Origin of the sequence: Lacunisphaera limnophila (genome assembly GCF_001746835.1) — a bacterium.
Lineage (GTDB): Bacteria > Verrucomicrobiota > Verrucomicrobiia > Opitutales > Opitutaceae > Lacunisphaera > Lacunisphaera limnophila.
The window spans coordinates 1,871,018-1,885,459 of sequence record NZ_CP016094.1 but is presented as its reverse complement, the minus strand read 5'-3'; the positions used below and the strand labels follow the sequence as shown (position 1 = coordinate 1,885,459).

At 68.8% G+C, this 14,442-nt stretch carries 13 protein-coding genes; 6 read left to right on the top strand and 7 right to left on the bottom strand.

What is annotated here, in order from left to right; all coding sequences use genetic code 11:
- Positions 1 to 10 precede the first annotated feature (10 nt).
- The gene (locus tag Verru16B_RS07820) at positions 11 to 1,045 is read left to right on the top strand and encodes an SMP-30/gluconolactonase/LRE family protein (RefSeq protein WP_083270193.1); all 1,035 of its coding nucleotides are present in this window, start codon (positions 11 to 13) and stop codon (positions 1,043 to 1,045) included.
- A gap of 95 nt (positions 1,046 to 1,140) precedes the next feature.
- Here the strand turns inward: Verru16B_RS07820 and Verru16B_RS07815 are convergent, their stop codons facing one another.
- Positions 1,141 to 2,241, bottom strand: coding sequence for an alpha/beta hydrolase (locus tag Verru16B_RS07815; protein ID WP_069961755.1), 1,101 nt, complete (start codon positions 2,239 to 2,241; stop codon positions 1,141 to 1,143).
- A gap of 109 nt (positions 2,242 to 2,350) precedes the next feature.
- Between Verru16B_RS07815 and Verru16B_RS07810 the strand changes: the two genes are divergently transcribed.
- Positions 2,351 to 3,049: a pseudouridine synthase gene (locus Verru16B_RS07810; protein ID WP_069961754.1), complete on the top strand. Its 699-nt coding sequence runs from the start codon at positions 2,351 to 2,353 to the stop codon at positions 3,047 to 3,049.
- 61 nt (positions 3,050 to 3,110) lie between these two features.
- Positions 3,111 to 3,407 (top strand): YhbY family RNA-binding protein, encoded by a 297-nt coding sequence (locus Verru16B_RS07805; RefSeq protein WP_069961753.1) that lies wholly within the window; start codon positions 3,111 to 3,113, stop codon positions 3,405 to 3,407.
- Between the two features lie 26 nt (positions 3,408 to 3,433).
- On the opposite strand, the gene Verru16B_RS07800 is transcribed toward Verru16B_RS07805, so the two are convergent.
- Positions 3,434 to 4,084, bottom strand: coding sequence for a TonB family protein (locus tag Verru16B_RS07800; protein ID WP_069961752.1), 651 nt, complete (start codon positions 4,082 to 4,084; stop codon positions 3,434 to 3,436).
- A gap of 299 nt (positions 4,085 to 4,383) precedes the next feature.
- Here Verru16B_RS07800 and rsgA point away from each other — a divergent pair, with 299 nt between their 5' ends.
- Together rsgA and Verru16B_RS07790 are read left to right on the top strand one after the other, a co-directional pair.
- The gene (gene rsgA, locus Verru16B_RS07795) at positions 4,384 to 5,463 is read left to right on the top strand and encodes a ribosome small subunit-dependent GTPase A (protein WP_069961751.1); all 1,080 of its coding nucleotides are present in this window, start codon (positions 4,384 to 4,386) and stop codon (positions 5,461 to 5,463) included.
- A gap of 81 nt (positions 5,464 to 5,544) precedes the next feature.
- A complete protein-coding gene (locus tag Verru16B_RS07790; RefSeq protein ID WP_069961750.1) occupies positions 5,545 to 6,528 on the top strand; it encodes a hypothetical protein in 984 nt (327 codons plus the stop codon).
- Between the two features lie 79 nt (positions 6,529 to 6,607).
- Here the strand turns inward: Verru16B_RS07790 and Verru16B_RS07785 are convergent, their stop codons facing one another.
- The 5 genes from Verru16B_RS07785 to Verru16B_RS07765 form a co-directional block, all read right to left on the bottom strand.
- On the bottom strand, positions 6,608 to 7,069 hold the full coding sequence (locus Verru16B_RS07785) for a DoxX family protein (protein WP_069961749.1): 462 nt from the start codon (positions 7,067 to 7,069) through the stop codon (positions 6,608 to 6,610).
- A 112-nt stretch (positions 7,070 to 7,181) separates the two neighbouring features.
- On the bottom strand, positions 7,182 to 8,126 hold the full coding sequence (locus Verru16B_RS07780; RefSeq protein ID WP_083270191.1) for an HvfC/BufC N-terminal domain-containing protein: 945 nt from the start codon (positions 8,124 to 8,126) through the stop codon (positions 7,182 to 7,184).
- Positions 8,074 to 8,958, bottom strand: a complete 885-nt coding sequence (gene bufB, locus Verru16B_RS07775; protein WP_069961748.1) for an MNIO family bufferin maturase — start codon at positions 8,956 to 8,958, stop codon at positions 8,074 to 8,076. Before bufB ends, Verru16B_RS07780 begins: the two co-directional genes overlap by 53 nt.
- Before the next feature lie 162 nt (positions 8,959 to 9,120).
- Entirely contained in the window at positions 9,121 to 9,486 is a 366-nt protein-coding gene (locus Verru16B_RS07770) for a hypothetical protein (protein ID WP_069961747.1), read from the bottom strand.
- Between the two features lie 259 nt (positions 9,487 to 9,745).
- Entirely contained in the window at positions 9,746 to 10,609 is an 864-nt protein-coding gene (locus tag Verru16B_RS07765) for a D-2-hydroxyacid dehydrogenase (protein ID WP_157772334.1), read from the bottom strand.
- Positions 10,610 to 10,851: 242 nt separating this feature from the next.
- Here Verru16B_RS07765 and Verru16B_RS07760 point away from each other — a divergent pair, with 242 nt between their 5' ends.
- Positions 10,852 to 14,271 carry a PVC-type heme-binding CxxCH protein gene (locus Verru16B_RS07760; protein WP_157772332.1) on the top strand — a complete coding sequence of 1,140 codons (3,420 nt, stop codon included), beginning with the start codon at positions 10,852 to 10,854 and terminating at the stop codon, positions 14,269 to 14,271.
- Positions 14,272 to 14,442: the final 171 nt, after the last annotated feature.

Genomic DNA, 14,442 nt, shown 5'->3' with positions numbered 1-14,442 from the left:
TCCCCACCCCATGAAACTACCCCCCGTTGTCCTGGCCTCGTTCACCACCGCCGCCGTCATGCTCACCGCCGCCCCCGCCCCGATCACCTCGTCCGCCGCACCTTACCCCAAGGATGCCAAGGCCACCATCGAGCGGCTGGACCCGGCCCTCGACGCGCTCCTTGCCGCCGATGTCGTCATCGAGCACCTCGCCTCCGGCTTCAACTGGTCGGAGGGCCCCATCTGGGTGCCGGCCCAGGGCGCCCTGCTTTTCAGCGACGTGCCCGAGAACCGCGTCTACCGCTGGAAGGACGGCGAAGGTATCTCCGTTTTCCTCGAACCGAGCGGCTTCACCGGCACCCAATACAATGGCCGCGAGCGCGGCTCCAACGGCCTCACGCTCGACCCAGCAGGCCGGCTGACGCTCTGCCAGCACGGCGACCGCCGCGTTGCCCGTCTCGCCGCCGACGGTAAGAGCTTTGAGACCGTGGTGGATCGCTTCGAGGGCAGCCGCTTCAGCAGCCCGAACGACCTCTGCTTCGACCGCGCGGGCAACCTGTTCTTCACCGACCCGCCCTACGGCCTGCCGGGTGACCTCAAGCAGGAGATTCCTTTCCAAGGTGTTTTCCGCCTCGGCACCGATGGCCAGCTCACCGTCATCGCCCGCGAGTTGCACCGCCCCAACGGGGTCGCGCTATCCGTCGATGAGAAAACCGTCTACGTCGCCAGCAGCGAGGGCCAGGAACCCTGGATCAAGGCCTACGCGCTCAACGCCGACGGCACCGTCGCCTCCAGCCGGATTTTCTTCGATGGCAGCGCCCTGATGAAGCAGGGTCGCCGCGGCGCCTTTGATGGGCTGAAGGTGGACGAGCACGGCAACGTGTGGACCACCGGACCCGGCGGCGTGCTCATCCTCAGCCCCGAGGGCAAACACCTCGGCTCGATCCTCACCGGTCGCGCCACGGCCAACTGCGCCTTCGGCGACGCCGACCACATGACGTTCTACATGACCGCCGACGAGGCCCTCCTGCGCGTGCGCACCAAGGTCAAGGGTGCGGGCCGGTAGCCTTTTTCTTTCTGGAGCCACGGCAGCCTGCCGTCCGTAGGCCTGGCGAAGGATGGACCCCGCCGTGGCACCGCGACCGCCGCGCCGTCATCCGTCTACCGGCCGACCCGATCGAGAAATTCCGTGATCGCCGCATCCGCCACCTGGCCACCCGGCCCATCGGGATTGTAGTCGAAGGCATGCGTCGCCCACGGCAGCTCGACGTGCGTGTGCGGCACCCCGAGTTCCTCCAGCCGTGCCGCCAGCCGCCGGCTGTGCCGATACCAGACGAGCCGGTCGGGGTAGCCGTGTACGAGCAACGTCGGCGGTGAATGCCTCCCCGCCAGCTGCTGTCCGCTGGCGGATTCATAAAGCGCAATCCGCTCGGGGGTATCGGGCGGGCCGCCCAAATACTGGCGCATCAATTTGACCGAATTCAAGGCATCGTCCTCCCGTGACACGCCCCAGGCGAAAGTCATGTCATGGGGAGCGTACAACGCGATCACCCCGCGCACCGCCGGGTCGGTTTCGCAGTAGGCGACCGCCGTCGCGATCTGTCCGCCGGCCGACCGGCCGAGAATCACCACTCGGTCCGGGTCGAGCCCGAGGCGGTCTGCGTTCGCTTTCAACCAGGCAATAGCCGCACGCACATCGTCACGGGCCGCCGGCCAAGGATGCACCGGTGCCAGCCGGTAATTCAGGGCCGCCACCGCCCAGCCGCGGGCCGCCCACCGGTGGTTCCAGGCCGTGAGCTGCGTATTGTCGCCACTATCCCACCCCCCGCCATGGATCACGACGAGGCACGGCGGACGGCGCGTGGTATCCTTGCGCAGCGTCGGCGCATAAAAATCCAGTTTCATCGCCTGTCCGCCCGGCCGCGCATAAACCTCCGGGCGCACCGATCCGCGCGGGTCCGCACCCAGCCGGTAGAGCCGCACCCAGTCAAAGCGGTCCGTAAGCCGGGCGGCACTGACCGCCGGCCGCACCAGGGCGGCAACGGCCAGCGCGCAAGCGCCCAGGATCGCCAGCCGCCAGGAACCGGTGGTGGTCCAACCGGCCACCCCGGCCAGGGCCAGGGGCACCAGCACCAACCAGTGTCCGAACTCACCGACGACCAGCGCCAGCTTCCACCCCAGGGTCGAGTCGGGGGCGCGCACGACGTTCAGGGTCGAGGCCAGGGTCACGACCGCCGTCAGGGAAAGGAGTATCCAGCGCATGGGTTCTAAAACTACGGATGAAAAACCACAAAGCGTCGCGGAAAGGCACAAAAATGGGGCGATATTCTTTGCATGGCTTTTCCCCGCGTTTCATGGCTAATGCACCCCCATGCGCCGTCTCGACCAGCTCCTTGCCAACCTCGGCTACTGCTCCCGCCGGGAAGCCCGCGAGTGGATCCGGGCGGGTCGGGTGACGGTCGCGGGCAAAATCGAAAAGGACTTTGGCGCCAAGGCGGACGCAACCGCGGTTCGCGTGGACGGGGAACCGCTTGACCACCCCGACGGTCTGCTGCTCCTGCTGCACAAACCCGTGGGCCTCGTCTGCTCGCACGACGAGCGGGAGGGCCCGAACGTCTACTCCCTGCTCCCGCCGCGCTGGCGTGCGCGCAACCCGCTGGTCACCTCGATCGGTCGGCTCGACAAGGACACCAGCGGCCTCCTGCTCCTCACCGACCAAAGCGACCTCGTCCACCGGTTGACCTCACCCAAGCACAAGGTCCCCAAGGTCTATCACGCCACCCTCGCCACCGACCTGCCGGCCGGCCTCAGGGAACTCTTTGCCGCGGGCACCCTCGTGTTGCCAGACGAGTCGACGCCCTGCGCCCCGGCGCAGCTGGACGTCCTCGGTCCCCGCGCCGCCGCGCTGACGCTCACCGAGGGCCGGTATCATCAGGTGCGCCGGATGTTCGGCAGCCAGGGGGCCGAGGTGCTCACGCTGCACCGCACGCGTTTCGGTCATCTGGACCTGGGCGACCTGCCCGCGGGTCACTGGCGCGAACTCCCGCTGGGAGAGTTCGCCCGCGAGTAAATCCCGCGCACGGCGGTTTTAACCGTGACCATCCGCGCAATCCGTGGCCAAGTTGCCCCCCATGACCCTTCCCTCCCTCACCGGTGCTGAAAAGACCAAGCTGCGCGGCCTCGGCCAGACTATGGCCGACGGCGCGTGGCTGGGCAAAGACGGCGTCAGCCCGGCGTTCCTGACCGAGTTGAACCGGCAGTTCGCCACGCATGAGCTCGTGAAACTGCGTTTCACCGGGGGGCAGGACCGCCATGAACGCGCGGCGCTCACCACCACCGTGGAGCAAGCGGCGCCGTGCCTGTGCGTCGGCGCCGTCGGGCACACCGCGTTGCTCTGGCGCCCCCTGCCGGTCGCCGCCCCGGCCTGAGCCGGCTGGCTGCCGCCAAGTGGTGCTCAGTCTTTCAGCACCCGGAACTTGATCGTGATCTGCGTGCGCGTGTTGACCGGCCTGCCGCCCTTGGCGCCGGGTTTGAACTTCCACTTCAGGAGGCCGGCGATGGCGGCCTCCTCAAAGCGCCGGTGCTGGCTGGCCACGGCGCGGGGCATGAGGACCTCACCCTTGGTGTTGATGATGAATTCCATCGTGACCGCCGATTCGGAGTAGGTGCTCTTCAGGTCCACCGGGAACACCGGGGCCGGCTGGAAGACAGCCTGCGGCTGGCGGTCGAGCTGCGAAATGTCGAAGATCTTGCCCAGCTTCTCGCCCGTGCCGCTGCCGCGTGCGATGTTGACCGGGATCGCGGACATGCGCACGGAATTGGGGTCCACCGTCACCACCGGGGTAAAGTCGAGCGGCTGCACGAAGGCGTCCACCGGGACGATTGTCGGGACGTCGACCAGCATGGGGACGGAAATCGCGGGGGCGTCGGCCTCCACCATGTCGTCGAGGGTCTCGACGGGCTTTTCCTCCTCCTCCTCGATGTCCGGCATGACCATCTGGATCAGCGGGCCGTCATCGACGATCACGGGGGGAGGCGGCGGCGCGCGGTGGTTGAAGCCCAGCAGCACGAGGGCATGCAGGCCGGCCGAGACCAGGACCGACATGAGGACGAGGCTGCCCGAGCGGGCAACACCGGGGTATTTCCACAAGCCGGGCTCATCCGGCGGACCGGACCGCGGGGAGGCGCGTGGGGGAAGCGGGGTGGGGCGAGGGGTGGACGAGGGGTGTGTCCGACCCTCAATGGCGTGGGACAATTGGGGCATACCCTATAGTGCGGCCGTTTGGGGCATTTGCCTTCGCATCCCTTGCGGTAAGCTCACCGCGCCTTGACCCCCACCCCCCCGTCGCGGCGCGGGCAAACGTAGCGTTGCCCCCGCCCGGCCGACGCTGGCAACCTCGCGCCGTGACCCTCGCCCAACTTGGCTGGAACGACGCCTGCGCCGCCGCCTTCGCCCCTCATGCCGCCGCCGGCGCCGTGCCCGCGCGCGTCACCCTGGAGCTGAAGGGCTTCTTTGAGGTCACCGGCGCGGAGGGCGCCCGGCTGGGCGAATGCACGGGCAAGTTCATCCACGACGCCCGCACCGCCGCCGACTACCCCGCCATCGGCGACTGGGTGGCGATCATCCCGCAGTCCGGCGACGACACCCGGGCCGGCATCCACGCCGTGCTGCCGCGCCGCACCTGCTTCTCGCGCAAGGCCGCCGGTGACCAGGACCACGAGCAGGTGGTCGCGGCCAACATCGACATCGTGTTCCTTGTGAGCGCGCTGGATGGAAATTACAACCTGCACCGCCTCGAGCGTTACCTGGCCGCCGCGTGGGCCAGCGGCGCCGAGCCGGTTGTGCTGCTCAACAAGGTCGACCTCAACGAGGACACGGCCGGCATCCTCGCCGAGTTGGCCGCGGTCTGCCGCGACGTGCCCATCCATGTCATCAGTGCGCAGACCCGCCGCGGCCTCAAGGCCCTGCAGCCCTACCTGCAGCCCGGCCGCACCGTCGCCCTGCTCGGCTCTTCCGGCGTCGGCAAATCCACCCTCATCAACCGGCTCGTCGGCGAATACCTGCAGGACACCCAGGAGGTGCGCGGGCCGGACAACAAGGGCCGGCACACGACCACCCAGCGCGAGCTGATCGTCGCCCCCTCCGGCGTGATCGTGATCGACACCCCCGGCATGCGCGAACTCTCGCCGTGGGACGCCGCCGCCGGGATCGACGCCGCCTTCGGCGACGTGGCCGCCGTCGCCGCCCGCTGCAAATTCCGCGACTGCGCGCACACCGTCGAGCCCGGCTGCGCCGTGCGCGCCGCGCTGGCCGACGGCTCGCTCGAGCCGGTGCGCTGGCAGACCTACCTGCGCATGCAGCGCACCACGGCCCACGAGATCCGTCGGGTAAACCCCGATGCGTCGCGCCGACAGAAGACCGACTTCAAAAAGCTCACCAAGGCGCTGCGGCAGCGGGTGCGGGAGAAGTCCGGCGACGAGTGAGAGTTTACCCACGGCGCACCGGAGCGCGGGTCGCCACGCCAACGTTGACCTTCCGCCCCGTCCCCGCAGACTGCGACCACTATGTTCACCATCCTCGGAGCAGACGGGAAGGAATACGGCCCGGTGGCGGAAGCCAAGGTCAAGGAATGGATCCTCGGCGGTCGCGCCAACCTCGCCACGAAGGCCCGCCGCGCTGACGGCACGGTCTGGCAGACCCTGGGCGACTTCCCCGAGTTCGGCGGCGCCCCCACCCCCACCCCGGCGGGGCCCGGCGAACCTCCCGTCACCGCCCCGGCCTTCGCGCCCGCGGCTGGCCCGGCCCCCCTGGCGGGCACGCCGGCGGAGATCTCCGCGCGGCTGGCCGGTCAGGCCGCGGCCTTCGACCTGTTCAGCTGCCTTTCCCGCAGCTTCGAACTGTGGAAAAGCAATTTCCTGCCGCTGGTCGGCATCACGCTGCTGGCGCTCATCGTCCAATTCGTGGCCAACATGATCCCGCTCGTGGGCTTCATCTGCAGCCTGCTGCTCACCGGCGTCTTCACCGGCGGCATCTATTATTTCTATATCGGCAAGATCCGCGGCGAGCCGCGCGATGTCGGCGATGTCTTCGCCGGCTTCTCCAAGGCCTTCGTGCCGCTGATGCTCACCGGGCTCATCCTGAACGTCGTTTCGTTTGTCGTGATGGCCGTCTTCTTCGGCCCGCTGTTTATCGCCCTGTTCCAGGCCGGGCTCAGCGCGACCCCCGAGAATTTTGAAATGCCGGTCATGAGCGGGCTCGCCCTGGGCTGGATGGCCGTCGGTGTCATCCCGATGGTGTACCTGAGCGTCTCGTGGATCCTGGCCTACGCGCTGGTGATCGATCAGGGACTCTCGCCGTGGACCGCCCTGGAGGTCAGCCGCCGCGTCATCACCCGGCGCTGGTTCAGCATGTTTTTCCTGCTCATCTGCGCGGGCATCCTGGGCATGCTGGGCCTTATCGGCCTCGGTATCGGCGTGGTGTTCACCATCCCGCTGTTCTTCGGCGCGCTGCTGTACGCCTACGAGGACCTCTTCCGGCCGCAGGCGTGACGCCGGACCACGGCGAGGTCGCCGTGGCTCCATTCCCGCAATCGCAGAGCGCGGGCGACCCCGCCCGCGATGCCTTGGTTTATTTCGAGGCCCCGCCGCCCTTGCCTAGCATCGCGTCGAGCGAGAGCTTGCCGGGCCCGAACGCCAGTACGATGAGCGAGGCCAGCAGGAACAGGAACGGGGCGGCGGTGACGAATTCGTCGGGATTGCTGACGATGGCGTTCAAGGCGTCACGATCGGCCGTCCCGTAAGCCACGAGCATGGTGAAGATCAACGGAACTGCGGCCGGGCGGGCGAAGAGCCCGAGCAAAAGCAAAACGCCGCCCAGGCACTCGGTGCCGCCGGCCATCACGGCGTTGAGCTTGGGCAGGGGGATGTCGAGCGAGGCAAAGAACCCCGCCGTGCGGTCGAGGTTCATGAGCTTGCCCCAACCGGTCTGCGCGAACTGCCAGCCCCAGTAGAGGCGGAGGGCGAGCAGCAGCGGCGATTGGAGATAAGCGGCGGCGGTATCAAACTTGGCGAGCAAGGGACGAAGGTGCATGGGTGTGATGAGTGTGAATGAGAGCGTTGATCCGCGCCATTATTCCCTCACCCGTGGGCGGCCAGCTCACTGGCGCCACGACCGTGGCGTGAGCCAGCCCGCCGCCTACTCCCTAGGTCCGCCGGCAGAACCACCCGAGCTGCATCCACGTGGTGAACCAGCCCTGCACCTGCGCGGCGAGCGCTTCGCCGGATTGCCGGGACCGGGCCGGCAGGCCCGCTGCCAGCGCGGCGGCGAGCGGCCGGCCGGCGCGGAGGGCGAGCAGCACCTGGCAGGCGGCGGGCTCGAGCCGCTTGAAATAAATCCGTCCATCCAGCCGGTGCACCGCCACGGCACAGCGCTGGCGCTTCGGCCGCGGAATCCGGACCTTCTTCGTCGTCCGCACCCCCGTCGGGGCATTGCTCGCGTCCCCGCGGAGGAGCGCCTCGCGTTTCTTGATGGCGATCAGGAAGTCATCCACCGGATAGTCGAGCAGCAGCAGCTGGAGATAGGGCTGGAGCGCCAGGCGGAGTCTCGCGGGGTTGGCCCCGCGGAGATCCTCCACCGTGAAGCGCGGCAACGTGGCCCCGTCGTACACCTCCACCTGCGCCCACTCGAAGCGGGCGAGATCGCGGCAGAGCGCGGTGTGCGGCTTGGTCCATTGCGGCTCCTCGCGGATGAACCGCTCCAGGCGGGCCGGCAGGTTCCGGAGCGTGTACGAACGCGAGGGATATCGCTGTAGGTAAGCCTCGGCCAGGCGCAGGAATTTCCGCTCGCCAAGCACGGCGCGCAGGCCCGGGCAGTCCTCAGCCAGGCTGTCGAGCACGCGGAACCAATACATGCGGTTGTAGATCTCGAGGCGCTCGAAGGCGGTCAGCCGGTCGTTGGGCTTCGCGATCTCCCCCGCCACCGCCGCGGTGGACCGGCCCCCGGGCGTGCGCGGCCGCATGCGGTTGCGCGCCGTGAGCGGCTGGGACACGAGCCCCCAGACGGCCCGCTGCAGGCCGGCCAGGTCGCGCGAGGAATCAACGCGGGCGGGTGCGGCGGGTTTTCGGCGGGAGGGGGATTTTTGCTTCACGGGCTTGGGCGATGAACTGATTGGCCTTGAGGGCCTCGTCGTGGACTTCTTGGAAAGAGGGGATCTTGTCGTCCCACTCGAGGAGCGTGGCGGTCACGCCGCACTTCCGGATGGCGTGGGCGTAGAGCTGCCACACGGGGTCGAGGACGGGATGGTCGTGCGTATCGAGGATGTACTTCTCGAATTTCGTGTGCCCGGCGATGTGCATCTGCGCGACGCGGTGGTGCGGCACGTGGTTCACGTACTCATAGGGATCGAAGCCGTGGTTCTTGGACGAGACGTAGATATTGTTCACGTCGAGCAGGATTCCGCAGTCGGCCCGCTCGACAACCTCGGTGAGGAATTCCCACTCGGTCATCTCGGAGACATGAAATTCGGTGTAGGAACTGACGTTTTCGACCGCAATCGGCAGCTCCAGGTAATCGCGCACCATGCGGATCTTCTCGGCCGTGTGCCGCGCGGCGGCCAGGGTGTACGGCATCGGCAGCAGGTCGTGCGAGTACGTGCCATCCACGCTGCCCCAGCAGAGGTGGTCGGAAAGCCAGGGCGTCTTCGTGCGCTGCGTGAGAGCCTTGAGCTTCTTCAGGTGCGCGCGGTCCGGCTTGTCCGCCGAGCCGAAGTACAGCGACACGCCGTGCTGGACGACCCGGTACTGGGCGAGGATGCGGTCGAGCACTTCCAGCGGCCGGCCGCCCTCCACCATGAAGGTCTCGGAGATGATCTCGAACCAGTCCACCGTCGGTTTTTCCGCGAGGATGTGGTCGTAGTGCGGCACGCGCAGCCCCAGGCCGATGCCGTAGTCGGTGAAGCCGTTGTAAGGATTGGCGGGCATGACAGGGGAAACGAAATTCGGGGAGGTGGAACCTGACCTCCGGGCAGGTTAAGCCCGCTCACGGAGCGGGCTCCATCTCAAACCAGCGGAGACCGGGCCGCGGGGCCCGGTCTCCGGAAAATCAACGGCGGCCCGCGGAAATCGCGGATCGCCGGACGGAAATCACTTCTTCTCTTCGGCGGCCTTGCAGCCGTCCTTGCTCTTGCAGCCTTCCTTCGCCTTGCAGCCTTCCTTGGCCTTGCAGGTGTCCTTGCCGTCGGCGCTCTTGCAGGTGTCCTTGCCCTTGCAGCCATCCTTGCTCTTGCAGGCGTCCTTGCCCTCTTTCGCCTTGCAACCGTCCTTACCCTTGCAGCCATCCTTGCCTTCCTTGGCCTTACAGCCGTCCTTGCCCTTGCAAGCGTCCTTGGCCTTTTCGCCGGACGGGGTGGTGGCGCCGGATTCGGCGGCGGTGGCCTTGACCGCGAGACCGCCAGCATAGAGACCGGCCAGGGCGGCCGCGGTGATGATGAGACGCTTCGATTTGTTCATGGGAGCAGGATTTTGGATTTTTGGATTTTGGGTTTCGAAACCGCCACGACGGCACCATGCCACGGGCAGCAGGAAAGGATTGGACCAATAGGAGGACAGGGGCCGTGAAAGTATTCCCGGAATTTGGCGTGGAGGGGAAAGCAGGGGTGGGCGCAGCCGACGGGTGACCCCGTGCGTGAAGGGAAACCAGACCGTTTTTACCCCGTCAAGGTTCCCGGCGCCGGGGTGGACCAGCCCGGTCGACCCGCCGGCGCCCGGCTCACATGATCCGGTCGGTCAGCGTCCCGCCACGCCCGAAGGCCGCCAGGTTGGCGAGGAAATGGGCCGCCAGGTTTTCATCCTGGTCCCGGGTGCCGCCGCCGATGTGACAGGTGATGAAGCAGTTTGGGGCGGACCATAACGGATGAGTCGGTGGCAGCGGCTCCGGATCCATCACATCGAGGTAGGCCGCCCCCACCTGGCCTGAAATTAACGCGGCGATCAGCGCCGGCTGGTCCACCGTCGTGCCCCGGCCAATGTTGTAGAAACGCGCGCCGGGCTTCATCTGCGCAAACCGCGCGGCCGACATCCAGCCGGTGGTCGCCGGGGAATCGGGCAGGATGTTCACGACATGGTCCGCCGCCGCCAGGGCCGCGGGCAGGCCGGCTGCGTCCACCATCGTCACCCCCGCCTCCGCCCCCGGCGTGCGCCGGTACGCGGAGACCTGGGTCCCGAAGGGCTGCAGCAGCGCGGCGAGCCGGCGCCCGATGGCACCGTAACCCAGCAGGAGCACGCGGCGGCGGGTGAGGGTGCCGTTCGTGAAGCGGTCCTCGAGGTACCGCCATTCGCGCGGGCCATCCTGGTTGCGCAGTTGCACCGGCAGGTTGCGCTCCAGCGCCAGCATCTGCGCCAACACGTGCTGGGCGCACGGGTCGGCGAAGACCTGCGAGGCGTTGGTGACGGCCACGCCGCGCCCCTGCATGTTGGTGCGAAAATCACCCCGGTCATAGCGGGTGTAGCCGGCCGAGCTCAGCTCGATGAACTTGAGCCGCGGGCAGGCCATCGCCTGTGCGATGTCGGGTTGGCCGAACGCCACCTCCGCCTCCTCAAGAGTCGGGTCAGCCCCGCCGGCCGCCAGCACCATCGGGCTGGCCTTGGGGAAACCACCAACCGGTGCCCGCCCGCCGCCAGCGCCTCGCGGAAAAGCACCAGGGCCTCGGGCCGGAAAACATGGTTCGTCCACACGATGAAACTCATGGCGCCATCCCGCCGGAACCGGCCACCTGCGGCAAGCCATCTCCACCCGGAAACACGCGTTCTTAGGACGGAAAAACCCGCGCGCCGCCCCTTGCTATTCGAGGCCGGAGCCCTAGCTTTCGCGACTGCATGCTGCCACGCCTACCCCGCCCCGCTGCCAGCCGGTTGATGCCCGTCATCCTGGTCCTGGCTCTCCTCAACCTTGCCCCCACGCTCGCCGCCGCTGAAACCAGCGGCGCCACCGCCGCCCGCGGTCAACTCGCCGCGGAGGACCGCCGCCCCGAGCCGGTGATCGAAGCCGCCTCCGACGAGGCCCGCCTCGCCCTCGGGCGCATGCAGCTGCCCCCCGGCCTCACCGCCCACCTTTGGGCCGCCGAGCCGATGTTCGGCAACCCCGTCGCTTTCAACCTCGACGCCCTGGGCCGGGTCTTCGTCTCCGAGACCCACCGCTACGGCTCCAGCACCCTCGATATCCGCGGCTACATGTGGACCCTCGAGGACGACCTCGCCAACCGCAACCAGGACGACTGGCTGGCCAGCGTCACCCGGCACTTCGGGCCGGAGGGCGTGAAGCAACTTTCGATCGAGTCCGAGCGCCTCGTCCTCCTCGAGGACAGCGACGGCGACGGCACCGCCGACAAATCTTCCGTCTACGCCGACAACTTCCGCAGCCCGCTCGACGGCGTCGCTTCCGGCGTCCTCGCCCACCGTGGCGACGTCTGGTTCACCAACATCCCCGCCCTCTGGAAATTCACGGGCAAGGATAAGGCCGAGACCCGCACCGAGGTCTTCCGCGGCTTCGGCGTGCGCTTTAATTTCACCGGCCATGACCTGCACGGCCTCACCCTCGGGCCCGACGGCCGGATCTATTTCTCCATTGGTGACCGCGGCGCCAGCGTGCCGACCAAGGAAGGCGGCCGCGTCGAAACCCCCGACACCGGCGCAGTCTTCCGCTGCTGGCCCGACGGCTCCGGCCTCGAGCTCTTCGCCAACGGCCTGCGCAACCCGCAGTCCCTCGCGTTCAACGAATTCGGCGACCTCTTCACCGGGGACAACGACTCCGACCAGGGCGACGAGGAACGCCTTGTGCACGTCGTCGAGGGCGGCGACAGCGGCTGGCGCGTCGGCTACCAGTTCGCCCCGCGCGGCAACGCCGGCCCATGGAACACCGAGAAGCTCTGGCACCCGCGCCACGCCGGCCAGCCTGCTTACCTGGTCCCGCCGATCTGCAACATCGAGGACGGCCCCTCCGGCATCGCGTACTACCCCGGCACCGGCCTGACCCCCGCGTACGCCGGCCACCTTTTCATCACGCACTTCAAGGGTGCGATCTCCAACTCCGGCATCTTCAGCTACAAACTGAAACCCGCCGGTGCCTCCTACGCGGTCGAGACCGCCGCGCCCTTCCTCACCGGCGCGCTGCCGACGGACGTCCGCTTCGGTCCCGACGGCAAACTCTACTACTCCGACTGGGCCGAGGGCTGGCCGAAATCCAAGAAAGGCCGCATCTACACGATCGCCGATCCGACCCGCGCCAACGATCCCGCGCTCAAGGCCATCCAGGCGCTCATCGGCTCGGACTTCACCAAGAAATCCGACGATGAGCTGGCCGCTCTCCTCGCCCACGCCGACTGGCGCGTGCGCCTCGAGGCCCAGTACACCCTCGCCGAGCGCGGCACCACGGGCGTGACCCGGTTCGCCACCGCCCTGAGCGGCGCCTCCGAACTCGCCCGTCGCCACGCCGTGTGGGGCCTCGGCCAGCTGGCCCGCCAGGATGCGGCCGTGTTGCCGGTCCTGCGTCCCCTGCTGCAGCACGCCGACCCCGAGATCCGTGCCCAGGCCGCCAAGACCCTCGGTGACCTCCGCGACGCCGCGGCCGCCAATGCGCTTGTCGCCGCGCTCGCGGACGAGTCGCTCCGCGTGCAATTCTTCGCCGCCGAAGCGCTCGGCAAAATCCAGGTGGCCGCCGCCACGCCCGCTCTGATCGCCGCCGTGCGCGCCAATGCCGACACCGACGCCACCCTGCGCCACGCGCTCACGCTCAGCCTCGCCCGCTGCGCGACGACCGAAGCGCTCGCGGCGCTCGCCTCAGACGATTCCGCCCCGGTTCGCCTGGCCGCCGTGCTGGCCCTGCGCCGCCTGCAAAGCGCGCATCTCGCCCTCTTCCTCGCCGACCGGGAACCGGCGGTCGTCCGCGAGGCGGCCCTCGCCATCAACGACGCCCCCGTCCCCGCCGCGTACGCGGCGCTCGCCGGTCTCACCGGCCAGCGGATCAACGACGAAGCCGTGCTGCTCCGCGCGCTCAACGCCCACTTCCGCCTCGGCACCGCCGAGAACGCCGCCGCCCTCGCGACCTTCGCCGCCCGCGGCGGCTCGCCGGCGATCCGCGAGGAGGCGCTCGTCCTGCTTTCCCTCTGGCCGGCCCCGCCCGCCCGCGACCGGCTCGTCGGCATCTACCGGCCGCTCGCCGAGAAGACCCGGCCGGCCGAAGTCGCCACCGCCGCCCTCCTCCCCGTCCTCGACGGCCTCTTCGGTGCCAGCGTACCGGACAGCGTGCAACTCGCCGCGCTCAAGGCGATCAGCTCGCTGGGCCTGAAGGACGCGGTCCCCGCCCTCACCGCCGTCGTGGCCGACCCCGCTCAGTCCGCCAGCGTGCGCAGTGCCGCCCTCAAGGCACTCGACGGATTTGACGCCCCCGGCCTGATGGCCAGCGCCCAGTTGGCCGCTGCCAGCGACCTGCCCGATCTCCGGCTCGCCGCCCTGCCCGTGATCAGCCGCCTGCAACCCGCCCAAGCCGTGGCCGTGCTCGCCGCCCTGGTCGAACGCGGCACCACGCGCGAACAACAGACCGCCTTCCGCGCCCTGGGCGACGCCAAGGATCCGGCCGCCGACGAACTCCTCCTCGCCCAGCTCACACTGCTGGCGGCCGGCCGGATTCCCGCCGCCGCCCAGCTGGACCTGCTCGACGCCGCCGCGCTCCGCGCCGACCCGCGCATCAAGCAGGTGCTCGCGACCCGCGAGGCCGCGTTGGCGGCGGATCCCGATCCGCTCGCCCCGTTCCGCGTCGCTCTCGAGGGCGGCGATGCCGTAAAAAGCCGCCCCATCTTCGCCAGCCACCCGGTCATGCAATGCATGCGCTGCCACCGGATCGGTGAATACGGTGGCGGCGACGCCGGCCCGGACCTGGCCGGGATCGGTGCCCGCGAGTCGCGCGAATACCTGCTCGAGTCGATCATCAAGCCCAGTGCCAAGATTGCCGCGGGCTTTGAAATCGTCTCGGTCACCCGCCAGAACGGCGAGAGCATCGTCGGCACCCTCCTCCAGCGCGACGCGCGCGGCGTGCGGCTCAAGACCGCGGAGCAGGATTCCCTGGAAATCCCCGCGGCCGAGGTGAAGTCGGTTGAATCCGCCCCGTCCGCGATGCCCGAGATCGCCGCCCTGGTCCTGACCAAGGCCGAAATCCGCGACCTCGTGGCGGGCCTCGCCTCCCTGACCGAGCCGGCCAAGCCCCGCGGCCAGGCCACGCTGCGCGCCTTGCGCGGCCGGTAAGCGCACCGACCCACGGAACAAGGCGGGGCCGCTGGTCCCGCCTTTTTTGCGTCCCGAGCCTGCGCTTGCCAGCCGGTGGGGCCGGCGGTTTGGTGTCCCCGTCACGGACCCACTCCCTCACCGCCCGTTCCGCGTGCCGCCCCGGTCCACCCTTCCGGTCGATGGGCCGCA

Excerpts from the sequence above, each read along its gene's own strand:
- Verru16B_RS07770 (WP_069961747.1), bottom strand. The coding sequence starts at position 9,486 with ATGAACAAATCGAAGCGTCTCATCATCACCGCGGCCGCCCTGGCCGGT.
- Verru16B_RS07765 (WP_157772334.1), bottom strand. The coding sequence starts at position 10,609 with ATGGTGCTGGCGGCCGGCGGGGCTGACCCGACTCTTGAGGAGGCGGAG.
- Verru16B_RS07805 (WP_069961753.1), top strand. The coding sequence starts at position 3,111 with ATGACCCTTCCCTCCCTCACCGGTGCTGAAAAGACCAAGCTGCGCGGC.
- bufB (WP_069961748.1), bottom strand. The coding sequence starts at position 8,958 with ATGCCCGCCAATCCTTACAACGGCTTCACCGACTACGGCATCGGCCTG.
- Verru16B_RS07815 (WP_069961755.1), bottom strand. The coding sequence starts at position 2,241 with ATGCGCTGGATACTCCTTTCCCTGACGGCGGTCGTGACCCTGGCCTCG.
- Verru16B_RS07820 (WP_083270193.1), top strand. The coding sequence starts at position 11 with ATGAAACTACCCCCCGTTGTCCTGGCCTCGTTCACCACCGCCGCCGTC.
- Verru16B_RS07800 (WP_069961752.1), bottom strand. The coding sequence starts at position 4,084 with ATGTCGGTCCTGGTCTCGGCCGGCCTGCATGCCCTCGTGCTGCTGGGC.
- Verru16B_RS07760 (WP_157772332.1), top strand. The coding sequence starts at position 10,852 with ATGCTGCCACGCCTACCCCGCCCCGCTGCCAGCCGGTTGATGCCCGTC.
- Verru16B_RS07810 (WP_069961754.1), top strand. The coding sequence starts at position 2,351 with ATGCGCCGTCTCGACCAGCTCCTTGCCAACCTCGGCTACTGCTCCCGC.
- Verru16B_RS07790 (WP_069961750.1), top strand. The coding sequence starts at position 5,545 with ATGTTCACCATCCTCGGAGCAGACGGGAAGGAATACGGCCCGGTGGCG.
- Verru16B_RS07785 (WP_069961749.1), bottom strand. The coding sequence starts at position 7,069 with ATGCACCTTCGTCCCTTGCTCGCCAAGTTTGATACCGCCGCCGCTTAT.